Below are 16,580 nucleotides of genomic sequence, written 5' to 3' on the forward strand. Positions count from 1 at the left end.
CAAATCTAAGATTTTGAGTGCTCTTACGATTAAGATGGGAAGAAAGTTGATAAGCGCTTGACTTGCTCAGGGCTTTCGTTTGGACCATAGTCGTTTGGATAACGGTCGAGAGCTTGAATGCGTTTGAGGTCATCATCTGTCAATTGGAAATCAAAAACATCGATATTGTCACGCATACGGTCAATATGTGCTGATTTTGGAATGGTGAGAATATCACTTTGAATTTGCCAACGAAGAATGACCTGTGCCACGGTTTTGTCGTGCTTTTCAGCAATGTTGTTCAAAACAGGATCCTTGAAGATATTGTCCTCTCCGCGGTTGAAAGGGCTCCATGCCTGAGTTGCCACTCCAAATTCGGCATTAGCTGCTTGCATGAGAGGGCGTTGCTTGTAAGGGTGCAGCTCAATTTGATTAAGCGCTGGCACGATATCAGTATTTATCGCAAAATCTGTCAAGCGACCAGTTGAAAAATTAGACACCCCAATAGCGCGAATGCGTCCCTCACGGTACAAGTCAATCATTGCTCGCCAAGCCCCGTGTGTATCGCCATAAGGTTGGTGAATGAGATAAAGGTCCAAATAATCGGTATTAAGCTTTTGAAGGCTTTTTTCAAAGGCTTTTTTGGTTGCTTCATAACCCAAGTCATTAATCCAAACCTTGCTGGTTAGAAAAACGTCCTCACGGGCTAGACCTGAAGCCTTGACCGCACGTCCCACAGCCTCTTCGTTTTGGTAAAGAGCAGCGGTATCAATCAGACGGTAGCCAACGTCAAAGGCCTCCTCCACCGCACGTTGGCAGTCAGCTTGGTCAAACATTTGCCACACGCCAAACCCCAAAACAGGGATTTTCACGCCGTTATTAAGTGTTTTCCATTCCATAATGCATCCTCCTTTTTTCTATTGTAACACAAAAAGAGAAAGTGTTTTCAAGAGAAGTCTTAGATGGCATTTGGAAAGACATCTAAACTTTTTCGCACTTCAGCAACAAAAGCCGCCCCAATGTCAGACATTTTTTTATGTTTATGGGTAACGTAGCCAAGTGTATGTTTGGGGCTATCCTTCAGCGGAATCAAGACAATCTGGTCACGCACAAAACTATTGACGATGCCAAGACCAGAAGCATAAGCATCCGTGGCACAAAGCAAATTCATGACCGTGCCTCTATCATTGCTATAAAGTACGCGCTGTTTACGATGAATGCTCAGAGCGTCCTCATCAAAATGCAATCCAGACTCTTCCTGACGAAAACGAATTTGGTCGTAGCCCTTCAAATCACTCTCAGAAATCTCTTTTTTCGTTGCCAAAGGGTGTTGCCTTCGCAAAAAAATACGCGTGGGAAAATCCCCCAAAGACGTAAACGTCAGATCATGATGCTCCAAGGACGTTTCTAAAATATGCTTGTTGTCGTCATCAAGGTAAATAATGCCCAAATCTGCCTCAAAAGTCGCCACACTATCCAAAATCTCCTTGGTTGTGGTTTCAATGGTTTGAAATTCCTGATATTCCTCGTTAAATTGCTGCGCTACGGTTGCCATGGGAATGGACAAAAAATCATAGTGGTGCGATGCGACTGTAAAACTCTTTTTGAAATCTTCCTGATAACGTTGCTCTAATAAATCCACCTCACCAAGAATCCGCTTGGCATATTTTAAAAAATCATAGCCATCTTCGGTCGGGCGCGTGCCGACATTGGAACGCACAAAAAGCTGAACCCCCAATTCATTTTCCAAATCCTTAATGGAACTGGATAAATTGGGCTGTGTCATAAACAATTCCTTAGCCGCCTGACTAAAAGACCCCATACGAGCCACCATATCAACATAACGACACTGCTGTAAATTCATATGAACCCATCCCTCCTTGTGAAAGTTGTAGCTATTATAACAAAAAGTAAACTGAAAAATCGCAAAGTTCTGATATAAAAAACCAAACCCGTGATAAAAAAATGTAATAGCGAAGGGGAAGGTTCATGTGTCCTTTAATGAAAGAACATTTTTTAAAAGTCCTCTATAAACATGATTTATAGCTTGCCATAAGTAAAATAGAGTATGCAAGGTGAAAATGAGGTGATAAGATAATAGCAATCTGAAAAGAGGAGGATAGGCATTTGTCAGATACGTTTTATCAAAAATTGACAGCGATTCGTCACCATATTCATCAACATCCAGAAGTTTCAGAAAAAGAATACAACACCACTCGTTTTATCAAAGAACAGTTGCAAAATATTGGGATTGAGCCCTTGGATTACCCTTTGAAAACAGGGGTTATTGCTGAAATTGGGCATGGATATCCCATTATTGCTTTACGAGCAGATATTGATGCTCTTCCTATTTTTGAAAAGACAGGGCTTGCCTATGCGAGTGATAATGGTGCGATGCATGCCTGCGGCCATGATTTTCACCAAACCAGTTTATTGGGAGCAGCAGAACGTTTAAAACAACAAGAAGCAACATTAAAAGGAACCGTTCGCTTGATTTTCCAAGTAGCAGAAGAACATTTTCAGGGTGGACATCAAGTCATAGCGGTTGGTGGCATAGAAGGGGTATCAGCTATTGTGGGGTATCACAATAATCCTCATTTAAAACCAGGTCAAATCGGTTTGCGTTCAGGAGCTATAATGGCTGGAGTGGAACAATTTGCAGTGACAGTCAAAGGCATCAGCGTTCACGCAGCTCGGCCTGATTTAGGTGTTGATACAGTATTGGTTATCACAACTATTATTAATAATTTACAGTCGATTGTGTCAAGAACAATCTCACCTTTTCAATCAGCAGTCTTGTCTGTGACTCATATTGATGTTGGCAATACTTGGAATGTTTTACCAGCCAGTAGTTTTTTTGAAGGGACTATTCGAACATTTGATCCTGACGTTCGCTTGTCAGTCATTGAGCAATTTACCAAAGTAGTCGAACATACGGCGGAACAATTTGGAGCGGAAGTTTCGATTTCTTGGGGAAATTCACCAAAAGTTACGTTTAATGATTCTACGCTAACGCCTTTGATTTTTGAACATTCTAAAACCTTTGCTGAGGTTATTGAAACCCTGCCATCAACAGGTGGTGAAGATTTTGCTGCTTATCAAGAAAAAATTCCAGGAGTTTTTGCCTTTATTGGTTCAAATGGTGACGAAAATGCCCCTGACTGGCACCACGATGACTTTAGTGTAAAAGATGAGGCGATTCCAGTTGCAGTTAATTATTTTGTTAAAAATGCCTTGTATTTATTGGATTACTACGCTGGTGAGAAATGATTTGAGAAGTTATGAGCGTTACTAAAAAAATGATCCAACAATTGCAAAAAGAGATTCATGATACTCCGCAATATAAGGAAAGCATAGCGCTTGCGAAAATAGCTTTATTAGATTATTTAGCTTGTTATTCTGCTGGATTACAATCAGCTAAAAGGAAAGGTTTGTTGCAAGCATCACTCGAAAAAGCTGGCAGTCATCTGATTCTTTTAACCCCTTATCGAACATCAAAGGAGCAATCAGCCTTGCTATCAGGCTATTTGGCTCACTACCATGATTTAGACGGTGTTCAAGCCAATTTTCGAGGGCATCCAAGTGCAGTAATCTTTTCGGCGCTGTTAGCTGTCAGTGATGCCGATGATTCTTTTGAAAGGTTATTAGCGGCTTATGTTCAAGGCGTGGAATTTGCTGGCAGGATTGGTCTGCAGTGCCAACCTCAACACATTAAACAAGGCTGGCATAGTACAGCCACCATTGGTAGTTTAGCTGCTGCTGTTGCTATTGGTTATTTTAAAACCTTACCGTTGACGGATATTCTCAGTTATTATCGTTAACATCAACGCAATCTGCAGGCTTTCTCTGCCAAGAAGGAACAGATGGTAAGCCTTTAAATGTAGGATTTGCAGCAAGAAATGCTGTTCAAGCCTATGAGTTAGTGAATTTGGGCATGACAGCTTACGATGATGTCTTATCCCCCTTGACAGGTTGGTTTCAAATCTTTAATCGGCAGCATTTCTCTGTGACGGCTTTCTTGGATAATTGGTTGGAACCTGCTCAAATCTTATCACCAGGCTTATGGTTTAAGAAATACCCTTTTTGCTCTACAGCCAATGCTGGCTATGATTTGGGAGAAAAAGCTTACCAATTTGGGATAAGGGGCTGATGAAGTATCTGATATTGAAGTACATTTTTCTGCGACAGGGGATCGGGCTTTGACGCATCGTTTTCCTAAAACGTGTTTAGAAGGTAAGTTTTCAATTGAATACCTTTTGTGGTTGGTTTTATCTAAAGGAAGTGTGGAAAGTTCTGATTTTTCCGAGGAAAAAACATCTACTGACTTTCGTGAATTTGCACAAAAAATTAGCCGTTTTAATGATTTGCCAAGCGATGATAGCACACGTCCAATACGTTTGATTATCAGAAGCAATCATCAGATCATTTTTGATCAGTTAGTACAATATCCTAAAGGTTCTCCTCAAAATCCGTTATCATCACGAGAGCATTTTGCTAAGTATCACCAGTTAACTCAAGGGAAACTCGACGCCATTTATTGGCAACTAATGGAAAAAACACTGCTAAAAATATCAGAATTTTTTGAAAAAATAACATTGTTAGACTAAAAAAGAAAGGAAATGTATGACCTATCAGCAAGCAACATATGAATTTAGTGAAGCATTAGTGAACTTGTATCATCAAGCTTATGCAGCAAATGAAAGACTAGGAATTCATTTTAAAGCAGGGATAATGACTCAATCAGAACTTGAAAAAGTACTGCAAACAACGCCTACTTTTGTAAAAGTGCTTGATAAACAACTGGTATCGTCTGTTTCAGTTAGGCTGCCTTGGTCAGATAATCGGAGTCCTTTTTTCCTCCCCCACTTAGGCTGGGTGGCGACAAATCCTCATTTTCAAGGGCAGGGACATGCTAAGTCCTTGATATCAGAAATCATTGACAACTATATCCTAAAAGAATTGAAGGCACCTGCTGTGACGCTGGGAACGGCTCTAGAACATCCTTGGCTCATTGATGCCTACGAAAAAATGGGTTTTCGTTACCTTGGTGAGAAGTCACTTTTTTCAGATCATAAAACGGTTTACCTCATCAAAACCTTTAATCAAGAAGCTTTGTTAGATGTTAAGGATGAAGCTTTGCAAACATTATTGAAAGGAGTAAGCCATGAATTTTAGTTGGCAATACTTTTTTGAATTATTTTTAAAATTACCTGCCTACATTCCTGTAACCATTTTTATTGCAATGGCTTCTATGTTATTAGCGATTTTAGTCGGATCTTTGATGACATAGTTTCAACTATCCAATCAAAAAACGCTACGATACTTTGCTAATGTTTACATTTCCTTATTTCGTGGGATGCCGACCTTGGTGCAATTGTTTTTAATATTTTATGGCTTACTTCAGTTATTTCCAGCTTTTCAAGGAATGACCGCCATTACCTCAGCTGTTGTAGGTCTTGGCTTAAAACAATCTGCTTATTTGGCTGAGATTTTTAGAGCAGCCGTTAATTCTGTTGATAAAGGGCAAATTGAGGCAGGGCAAGCTCTTAACATCCTGGGTTGGAAGATTTTTCTACATGTCATTTTGCCTCAGGCGACTTTAAATGCTTTACCCGCTACCGGAAATACATTTGTTAGTTTGCTAAAAGAAACATCGCTTGTATTCACCTTGGGAATAATAGAGTTATTTGCCCACGCAAAAATGATTGCAGGAGGTTCTTTACGCTATTTTGAAACCTATTTAGCCATAGGGTTACTGTATTGGCTGATGATTGTGATCTACACTTGGATACAACATCTATTTGAAAGAGATTTGACAGCACCGTATAGGAGGTCCGTAGATGAGTTTGATTGAGTTAACTAATTTAGAAGTGACAATAGGTCACAAAACCATTTTAAAATCCATTGATTTAACTATTGAAGAAGGAACGGTGACCGCTTTTGTTGGGCCAAGCGGTTCAGGTAAAACAACTCTGTTACGCACCTTGAATCTGTTACAGATACCAACGTCAGGAAGGTTGCGAGTTGGAGATACTGAAGTCATCGGAGGAAAGATAAATAAGCGTGATATTCGTCAGATTCGCAACCATTCAACCATGGTTTTTCAACAATTTCACTTGTTTAAGAATTACACGGTTTTGCAAAATGTGGTTCAGCCTTTGGTTTTAAGCGGTCGTTTTTCAAGAAAAGAGGCCGAAATCATCGCACATGAGTCTTTGGAAAAAGTTGGTTTAGCAGCTTTTGAAAATCAGTACCCAGTTACTTTATCAGGCGGGCAGCAGCAACGTGTTGCTATTGCGTTTAAGCCCAAAATCATTTTATTTGATGAGCCAACTTCAGCTCTTGACCCTGAAATGGTCGATGGAGTCTTGCAAGTTATCTCAACTCTGGCAGAAGAAAATATTTCCATGATTTTAGTGACTCATGAAATGGCATTTGCTAGAAAGACGGCAGATAATGTTGTCTTTATTGAAAATGGGGAAATTTTAACACAAGGACCTACGGATCTATTACTTTCTAATAATAACAGTCATGAGCGCGTGCGTGCCTTTGTTCATTCACTCTATCGTGGGTCTTTAGAGAGTTCAGCCTTATAAGAAAGGGAAAGATGACAAATGACAAGTGTTTTAGATTCGATATTATTGCAAAATAATTTTTCAACACCTGAGATTCGCTTGATTTGGAGTGACGAGAACAAAGTATCAAAACAATTAGCGGTTGAGGTGGCTCTGGCTAAAATTGAAGGTGAATTGGGCATTATTCCAAAAACGGCAGCACAACAAATTATTGAAAAAGCAAAAGTTGAACATCTCAACCTTTTGGCCTTGCAAAAAGAAAGTGCTCAAAAGCGGCACTCTTTGATTGCTTTAATTCATGCGCTTCAAGAATTAGTCGGCACTGAGGTGGGGGAATACGTGCATTACGGTGTTACCACTCAAGATATTGTTGATACAGGTATTATGTTGCAAACCAAAGAAGCCTATGATGTGATTGTACAACATTCAAAAGCCCTCATTCAAACAGTAGCAGCATTGGCCCAAAAGCACCGTTCTACTCTTATGATGGGGCGAACTCATGGCATTCACGCCATTCCGATTACATTTGGCGTTAAATTAGCCATTTGGTTGGATGAATTATTAAGAAATCACAAACGTTTACGCCAATTGGAATTCAATGAGGTTTTTGTTGGAAGTATCAGTGGTGCTGTTGGGACATAAGCTGCATTTGACGGAAGGGGAATTGAAGTTGAGCGTTTAACCTTGGCTGAATTGGGTTTGGTCGTTCCCAATATTTCATGGCAGCCATCCAGAGATCACTTTTCAGAATTCGCTACGACTTTAGGGATTTATGCTGGTACCTTGGGTAAAATTGGACATGAACTGTTTACCCTGATGAAAACTGAAATCAATGAAATTCACGAACCTTTTCGTAAGGGGGAAATTGGTTCATCAACCATGCCTCAAAAACGCAATCCAGCTTTGATAGAAGGGGTTGCAAGCCTGACGCAGCCCATTTTTTCAGATGTTAGCCTAATGTTACAATCTATGTTGATTGATGGCGAACGTGACGCTATTCATTGGCGCAATGAGTGGGTTGCTCTTCCAGAAATCACCAGTTATTTGGATGCTCAGCTAGTTCAATTGACTTATATCTTGTCGGAGTTAGAGGTTAATACCGTTCAGATGCGGAAAAACCTTGATATTCAAGGCAGTCTCCCTTATTCAGAGCGTATCATGTTTAAGTTGGGGAAAGTTATTGGTAAGCAAACCGCACATGAGTTGGTTTATCAAGCAGCGATGAAGGCAATCGAAAATCACGATGATTTTATTAGTTTGCTTTATCAAGAGCCTACTGTAAGCACTCATTTTAGTAAGGAGACAATTCAATCTTGGATTGTTCCCGAAAATAATATTGGAGAAAGTTTAGCTAAAGTTGACGATGTGGTGTCAACTGTTCAAGTTTATTTTAGAGGAGATTAATGAATGAAGAAAAAATCGATTATTGGGATTATTGCCATTGTGGTTATTGCAGTACTTGCTTATTTTGGCTATCAAACAGCTACCAAGGGCAATCAAGCATCAGAAAGCACAGCCTCATCAGATAAACCTGTTTTGAAAGAGACGACAACTGGGGTTAGTTTTCCAGGGTCTTATAAAGATGATAATGGAAATTTAACAGGATTTGACGTAGAAGTTATGAAAGCTGTAGCAGATAAAATGGGTTATCGTGTTGATTTTACGACAACTAGTTTTGACGGTTTATTTGGTTTGTTGACTAGCCATAAAGTGGATGCAGTGGCAAGTTCTGTGGCAATAACGGATAAACGAAAAGAAGCCTATGATTTTTCAACACCGTATGCTACTTTCAAATATGGTGTTGTCACTCAATCAGATTCTCACCTAAAATCTGTTGATGACTTATCCAATACGACCATCGCAGCAACTGTTGGTTCTAACCAAATCACCGTCCTTAAGCAATTTAATCCAAGCACCACCATCCAAACTTATGATGACCGCGAAGCTGCATTTTCTGCAGTGACAAATGGTCAAGTCAATGGCTATTCAAATGCTAAGACCATTTTAGCTGCTATTATCAAGCAAAAAGGATTGGATTTGAAAATTTTAGATGGTGAAATTGGTGAAGAAAACATTGCCATTGCTTTTAATAAAGGTCAAGATGAAGCTCTTCAAAAGAAGCTTAACAAAGCCTGAAAGAACTTGAACAAGATGGCACCATTTCCAAATTATCTAAACAATTTTTCTCTGGCATTGATGCTAGCTACAAAAATCAATAAGAATTGTTAAATGCAAGTAAGTGTAATCCCACTGTCAATAAGACACAAGGATTATACTTACTTTTTTCCTTCCAAAATGTGGGTAGCATATGAAAAGAATTATATTCCCTCTAATCAATTTTCAGTAATAGTCGCTTTTTTTTGTTATTGATGATACAATGATAAGTGGACTAAATTTTTTAATAAGAGAAGAAAATGACTAAGAAAATTGGCGTTGGTAAGGCGCATAGTAAGATTATTTGGATGGGTGAGCATTCGGTGGTTTATGGCTATCCTGCCATTGCAATTCCGCTTAAGGGAATTGAGGTTGAGTGCTGCATTTATCCAGCCAAAGAGAAGATAACATTTGACTTTTACGATACGGTGTCAACTGCGATTTATTCAGCTCTTGAGTACCTTAATCACACGGATATTCCGATTTCTTGTGCCATTCGTTCCGAAATTCCTCAAAAACGAGGGATGGGGTCGTCGGCAGCGGTATCTATTGCAGCTATTCGAGCGGTTTTTGATTACTTTGAGCAAAGCATTGACCGACAAACATTGGAAATTTTGGTGAACAAGGCGGAAATCATTGCGCATTCCAATCCGAGTGGTTTGGATGCCAAGACGTGTTTGAGTGACCAAGCCATCACCTTTATCCGAAACATTGGTTTTAACACGCTAGATTTGGATTTGGGGGCTTATTTGGTGATTGCAGACACGGGGATTTATGGTAACACCAGAGAAGCCGTCGAAAAAGTGGCACAAACTGAAGAAGCCAACCTTCCTCATCTAGCGGCATTGGGTGATTTGACGGAAATCGTCCAGAAAGCGATTCAAGATAAGGCTATTGACACCATCGGTCAGATGATGACCAAGGCCCATAGTCATTTGCAAGCTATCGGTGTCAGCGTGGATCTTTCGGATCAGTTGGTTGCTCTTGCTTTGGAAAATGGTGCCCTTGGAGCCAAGATGAGCGGTGGCGGACTTGGGGGGTGTATTATTGCCCTTGCAAGCGATCAAGCTGACGCGGAGCACATTAGTCATGTATTAAAAGAAGGAGGAGCGGTTCAAACGTGGATCGAAAAACTGTAACGGTAACATCATACGCTAATATTGCCATTATCAAATACTGGGGAAAAGCTGACGCTGCCTGCATGATTCCAGCAACTAGCAGTATTTCCTTGACTTTGGACAATCTCTTTACGACAACAACCGTTTCTTTCCTGCCCCCATCAGCAACTAAGGATATATTTTACATCAATGGGGTCTTGCAAGACGAGAAAGAACACGCTAAGATTTCAGCCATTATTGACCAATACCGTAGGGACCGTAGCCAGTTTGTCAGCGTTGAAACAAGCAATAACATGCCAACAGCTGCGGGATTATCCTCAAGTTCTAGTGGCCTATCAGCCCTTGTCAAAGCTTGCAACGAACTATTTGAAACTGGATTGACGCAGGCTCGACTAGCTCAAAAAGCCAAATTTGCCTCTGGTTCATCGTCGCGTTCTTTTTTTGGACCCATTGCAGCTTGGGATAAGGACAGCGGCGACATTTACCCTGTTCAGACTGACCTCAAGCTGGCGATGATTATGCTAGTTTTAAACGATAATAAAAAGCCTATTTCTAGCCGCGAAGGCATGAAACGTTGCGTAGAAACCTCAACCACTTTTGCGGATTGGGTCAAACAATCAGAACAAGATTACAAGGATATGTTGGCTTATTTAAAAGCCAACGACTTTGAGCGCGTGGGGGAATTGACTGAGCGCAACGCCCTTGCCATGCATGATACCAATACCCATGCCAATCCTCCTTTTAACTATCTGACCGATGCGTCTTATGAGGCTATGGACTTTGTTAAGAGTTTGCGTGCCCAAGGGGAAAAATGCTATTTCACTATGGATGCAGGTCCGAACGTTAAAGTGCTTTGTTTAGAAGATGATTTGGAGCGCTTAACCAAACGTTTTGAAGAGAAGTATCGCGTAATTGCCTCACAAACCAAGGTATTGCCAGATGAAAACGATTAGTGTGCAAACAGGCGGTAAGCTTTATATTGCGGGGGAATACGCTATTTTAACCCCAGGTCAGACCGCTATTATCAAAAATATCCCCATTTACATGACCGCGCAGGTTAGGGAAGCTAGGACGATCCACCTCTTTTCAGATATGTTTGATGCAGGTGCTGACATGACTCCAAACAGTGATTACTCCCTTATTCAGCAGACGATTAAGACATTAGCCGCTTGTTTGGGGAAATCTTTGGAAGCATTGCCTGCCTTTGACCTTCGTATTACAGGAAAAATGGAGCGCGACGGCAAGAAATTTGGTATTGGCTCAAGTGGTTCAGTGACGGTTCTGACATTGAAAGCCTTGTCTGCCTTTTATGACTTGAACTTATCGGCAAATACTATTTTTAAGTTGGCGTCTTATACGCTCTTGAAAATGGGGGACAACGGTTCAATGGGCGATATTGCCTGTATTACTTATGATGATTTGGTGGCCTTTACCGCTTTTGACCGTCAAAAAGTCGCAAGTTGGATTGCCACAGAAAGCATTCAAGAGGTGCTGGCTAAGGATTGGGGCTATCGCATTGACATTCTTAAGCCTGCTTTAGCCTGTGATTTCTTGGTTGGTTGGACCAGACAACCTTCTATTTCAAAGGATATGATTTGTTTGGTCAAATCGGCTATCACACCAGATTTTTTGAAGGACACTCAAAATCAAGTCTTAATTTGCCAAGAAGCCTTACAAACAGGTGATAAAGATGTCATTAAAACCAGTCTGCAAAAGGTCAGCGATTTGTTGCTCGGTTTGAGCCCAGCCATTTACAATGACACTCTGAAAACTTTGAAAGCAGCCGAAGAAGGCTTGGACGTTATTGCCAAATCATCAGGTTCAGGCGGCGGCGATTGCGGCATCGCTCTGTCCTTTAATCAAACAGACACCAAAACCCTCATCAAACGCTGGGAAGATGCAGGAATTGTATTACTGGATTTGGAGGAATTAGCATGACCAACCGTAAAGATGACCACATCAAGTACGCTTTGGCTTACCAGTCGCCCTACAATTCATTTGACGATATGGAATTAATTCATCATTCCTTGCCAGACTATGATTTGAGCGAGATTGATCTCACAACTCATTTTGCTGGGCAAGATTTTGATTTTCCTTTTTACATCAATGCGATGACGGGTGGCTCGGAAAAAGGCAGAGCTGTCAATCGCAAAATAGCTCAGGTGGCCCAAGCGACAGGACTGGTTATGGTGACGGGTTCTTATAGTGCTGCGCTGAAAAATCCAAAAGACCAGTCTTATCCCAAGTCGTCAGAATTTCCACAATTGTTATTAGCGACCAATATCGGCATTGATAAGCCTTATGAACTCGGTCTGCAAACTATTCAAGAGATGCAGCCTATTTTTCTGCAAGTCCATGTTAATCTCATGCAAGAGTTGCTTATGCCTGAGGGAGAGCGCGTTTTTCATCAGTGGAAAGCCAACCTAGCTGATTATGCCAGCAAATCTCCTGTTCCCGTTATTCTTAAGGAAGTCGGCTTTGGGATGGACCTTAAAACTATTGAGATGGCGCATGACCTGGGTATTCAGACTGTCGATATTTCAGGGCGTGGTGGGACTAGTTTTGCTTATATTGAAAACCAGCGTGGCAATAACCGTTCTTACCTCGATGATTGGGGACAAAGCACAGTGCAGACCCTTTTAAATGCTCAGCCAATGGTGGATAAGATGGAAATTCTTGCCTCTGGTGGTGTTCGCCATCCTCTGGATATCATTAAATGTTTGGTATTAGGGGCTAAAGCAGTCGGTTTATCTCGCACTGTTTTAGAACTTGTTGAAAAATACCCAGTCGAAAAAGTGATTGCCATTATCAACGGCTGGAAAGATGACCTGCGTTTGATTATGTGTGCCCTAAATTGCAAAACCATTGACCAACTTAGGCAGGTTGATTATTTATTATATGGCAAATTACAAGCAACAAAAAAACACTGATAGCGATATCAGTGTTTTTTGTATTACAACATGAAGAAGACGATGGCAACGTAATGCAGCATAGAGGCTAATAAAATGAAGAGATGCCAAATCATGTGGTCGTAAGGGCGTTTGCGTGCGTAGAAAATCGCACCAACGGTGTAAGACAATCCACCCGCAAGCATGAGCAACCAAAAGACGACACCAGTCTTCGTCACAATACTTGGAATGATGAAAATCACCAACCAGCCCATAAGCAAATAAAGGGAAAGGGAGAATTTTTCGTTTATCTCTTTGGCGAAAATCTTATACAAAATACCAAAGATAGTTGCACCCCACTGCAAAACGATAATCAGATAACCAAGCCATCCGCCCACTAAAGAGAGAGCAACAGGCGTGTAAGAACCCGCAATGGCAATGTAAATCATACTATGGTCAATAATTCGAAGAACGAATTTTTGCGGTGAATCGTACTGCATAGAGTGGTAAATGGTCGATGATAAAAACATCAAAAATAGACTAATATCAAAAATAGACATCCCAACAGCAGCTTCCATACCATAATGTTGGTAGCTGTAAATAGCGGTAATAGGTAATAAAACAAGCATGGCAACAGTCCCAACGGCATGTGTCACGCTGTTGGCAACTTCTTCACCAAATGATAAGCGTTTACTTAATTTCACGGTCATGCTAGCATTCATCAGCGACTCCTCCTAATTCTTGAACTAATTGGTGGGTTTGGTCATACAGTTGCAAGGTCTGACAAGCAGAAAGCACAACAGCTGGCACGTCAGCGACCTCTTCCCCATTCATGCAAGCAACAAAATCATCGTAGCGTTTTTGCGACTGATCATCTGCGGTTAACAGCGCCAAGGTCTGACTGATTTCTTGAATGGAGAAAACATTTTTCAAACACGTAATCACAATGAGCCTCGCTACTTGCTTGCGACTGTATTTCTTTTTAGTGGGCTTATCCAAATGCCCGTGTTTGACGTAATTATTAATCATAGAAGCGGTCAAGCCTTTGTCACTTGGATGATTGGCTTGGTTGATTTGGTTGACGTAAAGAAGTACTTGGTCCAAATACAAGTCAATTTCTGGCAAATCCGTCCATTTTGGATAAGATTTTGTCATAACGTTTTCCTTACCTCTTTATCTAGTATTTATAACTAGATTATATAATCTATGAAAAATATTGTCAAGAAAAAACACCCGAAATATCGAGTGTTGCTTGATGTCTTGAGTTAGTTTAAGGTTTTGAGAATGGCCTGAGCAGTTTCCAAATTCATGTGAGGGGCTTGAAGGAGCTGGTTGACTACCTGAGTGACCTCGTTTTCCTTAGCACCTGCTAGGAGAGCCAGCGATTTGGCTTGCAATTTCATGTGTCCCGCCTGGATACCAGTTGACGTGAGGGCTTTGACGGCAGCAAAATTTTGTGCCAATCCGACTGATACGATAATCTGAGCCAATTGTTGGGCGTCTGGTTGACCAAGCAGCTCATGGGCGATGTAGACCGTTGGGTTAAGTCCAATTGAGCCTCCTCGCGTTGCAATAGGCATCGGCAGGGTCAATTGACCATGGAGATGCTGCTTGTCCTCGTCAAATGTCCAAGTCGATAAGCCACGGTATTGCCCGTCTTTGCAAGCATAAGCATTGGCTCCAGCTTCGATAGCACGCCAGTCATTTCCTGTGGCTAAAACGACAGCATCCACTCCATTGAAAATACCTTTATTATGAGTGGTGGCACGGTAGGTGTCCACTTGCGCCAGTTGGCTTGCCATTTGAAATTTTCTCGCTAGCTTTTTGGCTTCGCTTGTATTGCGGCTGAGGTAGCGGAGGTCCACTTGACAATCGGCAGTAACAAGGGCTTGCGTCGCATAGTTTGACAAGATAGCCATGAGGCTTTTGCCTCCAGATAGTTCTTCCAAGCTTGGGACTAAAGCTTCCATCATGGTATTAACCATATTGGCTCCCATAGCCTCTTTGGTATCAACGTTCACGTAAACGATGAGAAAGGCCTCTTTTTCTTCCATGCGCAGCGATTGTGCTCCGCCACCGCGTTTAACAATAGAAGGATGGGCGTCATTTGCCACGGATAATAGCTGCTCAGTGTGTTCTAAGATACGTTTTTGAGCGGCTGTCTTGTCTGTGACGTCATAAAGCGCCACCTGCCCAATCATTTGACGGGAATGAACAGTGGTTTTAAAACCACCTGAACGTTTGATGATTTTAGCAGCAAAACTCGCAGCAGCCACTACTGACGGCTCTTCCGTAACCATTGGCACATTGAAAACTGTTCCATCCACCAGAAAATCAGGCGCCAAAGAAAAGGGTAGCGAAAAAGTGCCTAAGACATTTTCGGTCAATTGATTGGCTGTATCTAGGGACAAGCCTTTATTTTCCTTGAGCAGAGCAAGGTTGTCTTGACTGAGTAAGTGGTGGGCGTCTAGCACATCAAGGCGCTCTGGCAACGTTTTTTTGGAGAAGCCTCCCCAGTTTCCTTTAGTTTTTGTCATTTGTTCTTCCATACAATCTTTCGTGTCCGAGGATTTCTTTGAGGGCAAATGGTCCTGTGAGGTAGTCTGCAAAAGTGGCATTACCGTCCGCATCGAGCTGAGCCTCTTCAAAGAAGAGTTTTTCATAAGTCGCAACGCTAAGTGGTTGACGTTGGTTGAGTTCTTGGAGGCGACTGCTGTGGAGTTGCTCTTGAAAGCCATCGACCAAGGTTCCTGTGAAAATTTCAGCCACTGCACCACTGCCATAACTAAAGAAGGCAATGCGGTCACCTGCCGCTAGGTTTTGGCTATTTTCAAGCAAGGAAAGCAGGCCAAGGAAAATAGAACCTGTGTAGATATTGCCCACTTGTTTGCTGTAAAGAATAGAACTTTCAAAATTGGCTTGGAGTTTTTCTTGCCATTGGGTAGGTAAAGATTTGTCCATGATTTTGCGGAAGCCTTTGAGGGCTAATTTTGGAAATGGCAAGTGGAAGCAAAAGGCAGAAAAATCAGCCAATGAGGTGTCAAAACGTTTTTGAAATTCAGCCCAAGTCGTTTTGAGCATATCAAGGTATTGCTTGGTTGAATACATGCCGTTGACATAAGGGGTTGTTGAATAATTTGGACGCCAGAAATCCATGATATCGCGTGTTTGAGCGACAGAGTTATCATTCAAAAGCAAAATACGAGGATTTTGTGTAACGAGCATGGCTACGCTACCAGCTCCTTGAGTGGGTTCACCAGGGGTATTGGCGCCGTAGCGTGCCACATCAGCAGCAATTACCAAGACTTTTGAGTCAGGGTGTTTTTCAACGTGCAAACGGGCATAATCCAGAGCCGCCGTCGCGCTGTAACAAGCCTCTTTCATTTCGATGCTACGAGCAAAAGGCTGAATGCCCAACAAATGGTGAATGTAAGTCGCAGCTGCTTTACTTTGGTCAATAGAAGACTCTGTCGCGACAATGACCATGTCAATCGTTTCTTTGTCCTCATCACTTAGAATGCTATCAGCCGCTGACGCTCCCAAAGTGATAATGTCCTCAGTAATGGGTGCGATACTGAGGTTTTCCAAAAGCAAACCTTTGCTGTATTTATCAGGGTCAACCCCACGTTCCTTGGCTAAATCATCCATATTCAATAGGTATTGCGTTGTCGCAAAACCAATCTTATCAATACCAACGTTCATTAGTAACAAACCTTTCTTAAATAGAATATTTTTGCGTGGGAGCTTAAAAACAATCACAAGCTCGTCATAATAAAATACATCCTGTCAAAAATGTCCAAAGTTAATTTTATCATAAACTCCCCAAAAAGCCCCACAAAAAACGTATTCATTTTAAGTTTCAAACT

Annotated in this window: 19 protein-coding genes and 2 pseudogenes; 15 read left to right on the forward strand and 6 right to left on the reverse strand. The window is 41.5% G+C overall.

From position 1 onward, the window contains the following. Positions 1–29 precede the first annotated feature (29 nt). A complete protein-coding gene (locus HFK82_RS02295; RefSeq protein WP_168260650.1) occupies positions 30–878 on the reverse strand; it encodes an aldo/keto reductase in 849 nt (282 codons plus the stop codon). A gap of 59 nt (positions 879–937) precedes the next feature. After that, on the reverse strand, positions 938–1,843 hold the full coding sequence (locus HFK82_RS02300; RefSeq protein ID WP_168260651.1) for a LysR family transcriptional regulator: 906 nt from the start codon (positions 1,841–1,843) through the stop codon (positions 938–940). 263 nt (positions 1,844–2,106) lie between these two features. On the opposite strand from HFK82_RS02300, the gene HFK82_RS02305 reads away from it, so the two are divergent. From HFK82_RS02305 to fni, 15 genes and pseudogenes are all read left to right on the forward strand, one after another. Further along, complete coding sequence (locus HFK82_RS02305; protein WP_168260652.1) at positions 2,107–3,249, forward strand: amidohydrolase; 1,143 nt, start codon at positions 2,107–2,109, stop codon at positions 3,247–3,249. A gap of 11 nt (positions 3,250–3,260) precedes the next feature. Further along, positions 3,261–3,800 carry an MmgE/PrpD family protein gene (locus HFK82_RS02310; RefSeq protein ID WP_168260653.1) on the forward strand — a complete coding sequence of 180 codons (540 nt, stop codon included), beginning with the start codon at positions 3,261–3,263 and terminating at the stop codon, positions 3,798–3,800. Positions 3,801–3,913: 113 nt separating this feature from the next. After that, positions 3,914–4,129 carry a hypothetical protein gene (locus HFK82_RS08850; RefSeq protein ID WP_235280910.1) on the forward strand — a complete coding sequence of 72 codons (216 nt, stop codon included), beginning with the start codon at positions 3,914–3,916 and terminating at the stop codon, positions 4,127–4,129. Between the two features lie 49 nt (positions 4,130–4,178). Further along, entirely contained in the window at positions 4,179–4,586 is a 408-nt protein-coding gene (locus tag HFK82_RS02320; RefSeq protein ID WP_240928802.1) for an MmgE/PrpD family protein, read from the forward strand. Positions 4,587–4,602: 16 nt separating this feature from the next. After that, positions 4,603–5,154 (forward strand): GNAT family N-acetyltransferase, encoded by a 552-nt coding sequence (locus HFK82_RS02325; RefSeq protein WP_168260654.1) that lies wholly within the window; start codon positions 4,603–4,605, stop codon positions 5,152–5,154. Continuing rightward, the gene (locus tag HFK82_RS09125) at positions 5,144–5,269 is read left to right on the forward strand and encodes a hypothetical protein (protein WP_272869840.1); all 126 of its coding nucleotides are present in this window, start codon (positions 5,144–5,146) and stop codon (positions 5,267–5,269) included. The genes HFK82_RS02325 and HFK82_RS09125 overlap by 11 nt, the downstream gene beginning before the upstream one ends. A gap of 15 nt (positions 5,270–5,284) precedes the next feature. Next, positions 5,285–5,833: pseudogene (locus HFK82_RS02330) on the forward strand (amino acid ABC transporter permease); the annotation flags it as partial. Next, positions 5,820–6,575: an amino acid ABC transporter ATP-binding protein gene (locus HFK82_RS02335; protein WP_168260655.1), complete on the forward strand. Its 756-nt coding sequence runs from the start codon at positions 5,820–5,822 to the stop codon at positions 6,573–6,575. The pseudogene HFK82_RS02330 and the gene HFK82_RS02335, both read left to right, overlap by 14 nt. A gap of 18 nt (positions 6,576–6,593) precedes the next feature. Beyond that, positions 6,594–7,460 (forward strand): annotated as a pseudogene (locus tag HFK82_RS08855) (class-II fumarase/aspartase family protein); the annotation flags it as partial. A 201-nt stretch (positions 7,461–7,661) separates the two neighbouring features. After that, positions 7,662–7,958 carry a lyase family protein gene (locus HFK82_RS08860; protein WP_272869844.1) on the forward strand — a complete coding sequence of 99 codons (297 nt, stop codon included), beginning with the start codon at positions 7,662–7,664 and terminating at the stop codon, positions 7,956–7,958. A gap of 3 nt (positions 7,959–7,961) precedes the next feature. Further along, a complete protein-coding gene (locus HFK82_RS02345; RefSeq protein ID WP_240928804.1) occupies positions 7,962–8,690 on the forward strand; it encodes a transporter substrate-binding domain-containing protein in 729 nt (242 codons plus the stop codon). Positions 8,691–8,968: 278 nt separating this feature from the next. After that, complete coding sequence (gene mvk / locus HFK82_RS02350; RefSeq protein ID WP_168260656.1) at positions 8,969–9,847, forward strand: mevalonate kinase; 879 nt, start codon at positions 8,969–8,971, stop codon at positions 9,845–9,847. Beyond that, positions 9,829–10,779 carry a diphosphomevalonate decarboxylase gene (gene mvaD, locus HFK82_RS02355; protein ID WP_168260657.1) on the forward strand — a complete coding sequence of 317 codons (951 nt, stop codon included), beginning with the start codon at positions 9,829–9,831 and terminating at the stop codon, positions 10,777–10,779. Before mvk ends, mvaD begins: the two co-directional genes overlap by 19 nt. Then, positions 10,766–11,764 (forward strand): phosphomevalonate kinase, encoded by a 999-nt coding sequence (locus HFK82_RS02360; RefSeq protein WP_168260658.1) that lies wholly within the window; start codon positions 10,766–10,768, stop codon positions 11,762–11,764. The genes mvaD and HFK82_RS02360 overlap by 14 nt, the downstream gene beginning before the upstream one ends. Continuing rightward, positions 11,761–12,756: a type 2 isopentenyl-diphosphate Delta-isomerase gene (gene fni, locus HFK82_RS02365; protein ID WP_168260659.1), complete on the forward strand. Its 996-nt coding sequence runs from the start codon at positions 11,761–11,763 to the stop codon at positions 12,754–12,756. Before HFK82_RS02360 ends, fni begins: the two co-directional genes overlap by 4 nt. 23 nt (positions 12,757–12,779) lie before the next feature. On the opposite strand, the gene trhA is transcribed toward fni, so the two are convergent. The 4 genes from trhA to HFK82_RS02385 form a co-directional block, all read right to left on the reverse strand. After that, positions 12,780–13,436: a PAQR family membrane homeostasis protein TrhA gene (gene trhA / locus HFK82_RS02370; protein WP_168260660.1), complete on the reverse strand. Its 657-nt coding sequence runs from the start codon at positions 13,434–13,436 to the stop codon at positions 12,780–12,782. Next, positions 13,426–13,869: a DUF1836 domain-containing protein gene (locus HFK82_RS02375; RefSeq protein WP_168260661.1), complete on the reverse strand. Its 444-nt coding sequence runs from the start codon at positions 13,867–13,869 to the stop codon at positions 13,426–13,428. Before HFK82_RS02375 ends, trhA begins: the two co-directional genes overlap by 11 nt. 110 nt (positions 13,870–13,979) lie before the next feature. Next, a complete protein-coding gene (locus HFK82_RS02380; RefSeq protein ID WP_168260662.1) occupies positions 13,980–15,263 on the reverse strand; it encodes a hydroxymethylglutaryl-CoA reductase, degradative in 1,284 nt (427 codons plus the stop codon). After that, entirely contained in the window at positions 15,238–16,416 is a 1,179-nt protein-coding gene (locus HFK82_RS02385) for a hydroxymethylglutaryl-CoA synthase (RefSeq protein WP_168260663.1), read from the reverse strand. The genes HFK82_RS02380 and HFK82_RS02385 overlap by 26 nt, the downstream gene beginning before the upstream one ends. Positions 16,417–16,580: the final 164 nt, after the last annotated feature.

The sequence above is a fragment of the Streptococcus alactolyticus genome (genome assembly GCF_012277075.1).
GTDB classification, from domain to species: Bacteria; Bacillota; Bacilli; order Lactobacillales; family Streptococcaceae; genus Streptococcus; species Streptococcus alactolyticus.

Coding starts and splice junctions, on each gene's coding strand:
- HFK82_RS02360 (WP_168260658.1), top strand. CDS start 10,766: ATGAAAACGATTAGTGTGCAAACAGGCGGTAAGCTTTATATTGCGGGG.
- HFK82_RS08850 (WP_235280910.1), top strand. CDS start 3,914: ATGACAGCTTACGATGATGTCTTATCCCCCTTGACAGGTTGGTTTCAA.
- trhA (WP_168260660.1), bottom strand. CDS start 13,436: ATGAATGCTAGCATGACCGTGAAATTAAGTAAACGCTTATCATTTGGT.
- fni (WP_168260659.1), top strand. CDS start 11,761: ATGACCAACCGTAAAGATGACCACATCAAGTACGCTTTGGCTTACCAG.
- HFK82_RS02345 (WP_240928804.1), top strand. CDS start 7,962: ATGAAGAAAAAATCGATTATTGGGATTATTGCCATTGTGGTTATTGCA.
- HFK82_RS02325 (WP_168260654.1), top strand. CDS start 4,603: ATGACCTATCAGCAAGCAACATATGAATTTAGTGAAGCATTAGTGAAC.
- HFK82_RS02310 (WP_168260653.1), top strand. CDS start 3,261: ATGAGCGTTACTAAAAAAATGATCCAACAATTGCAAAAAGAGATTCAT.
- HFK82_RS09125 (WP_272869840.1), top strand. CDS start 5,144: ATGAATTTTAGTTGGCAATACTTTTTTGAATTATTTTTAAAATTACCT.
- HFK82_RS02380 (WP_168260662.1), bottom strand. CDS start 15,263: ATGGAAGAACAAATGACAAAAACTAAAGGAAACTGGGGAGGCTTCTCC.
- mvk (WP_168260656.1), top strand. CDS start 8,969: ATGACTAAGAAAATTGGCGTTGGTAAGGCGCATAGTAAGATTATTTGG.
- HFK82_RS02335 (WP_168260655.1), top strand. CDS start 5,820: ATGAGTTTGATTGAGTTAACTAATTTAGAAGTGACAATAGGTCACAAA.
- HFK82_RS02385 (WP_168260663.1), bottom strand. CDS start 16,416: ATGAACGTTGGTATTGATAAGATTGGTTTTGCGACAACGCAATACCTA.
- HFK82_RS08860 (WP_272869844.1), top strand. CDS start 7,662: ATGCGGAAAAACCTTGATATTCAAGGCAGTCTCCCTTATTCAGAGCGT.
- HFK82_RS02300 (WP_168260651.1), bottom strand. CDS start 1,843: ATGAATTTACAGCAGTGTCGTTATGTTGATATGGTGGCTCGTATGGGG.
- HFK82_RS02295 (WP_168260650.1), bottom strand. CDS start 878: ATGGAATGGAAAACACTTAATAACGGCGTGAAAATCCCTGTTTTGGGG.
- HFK82_RS02375 (WP_168260661.1), bottom strand. CDS start 13,869: ATGACAAAATCTTATCCAAAATGGACGGATTTGCCAGAAATTGACTTG.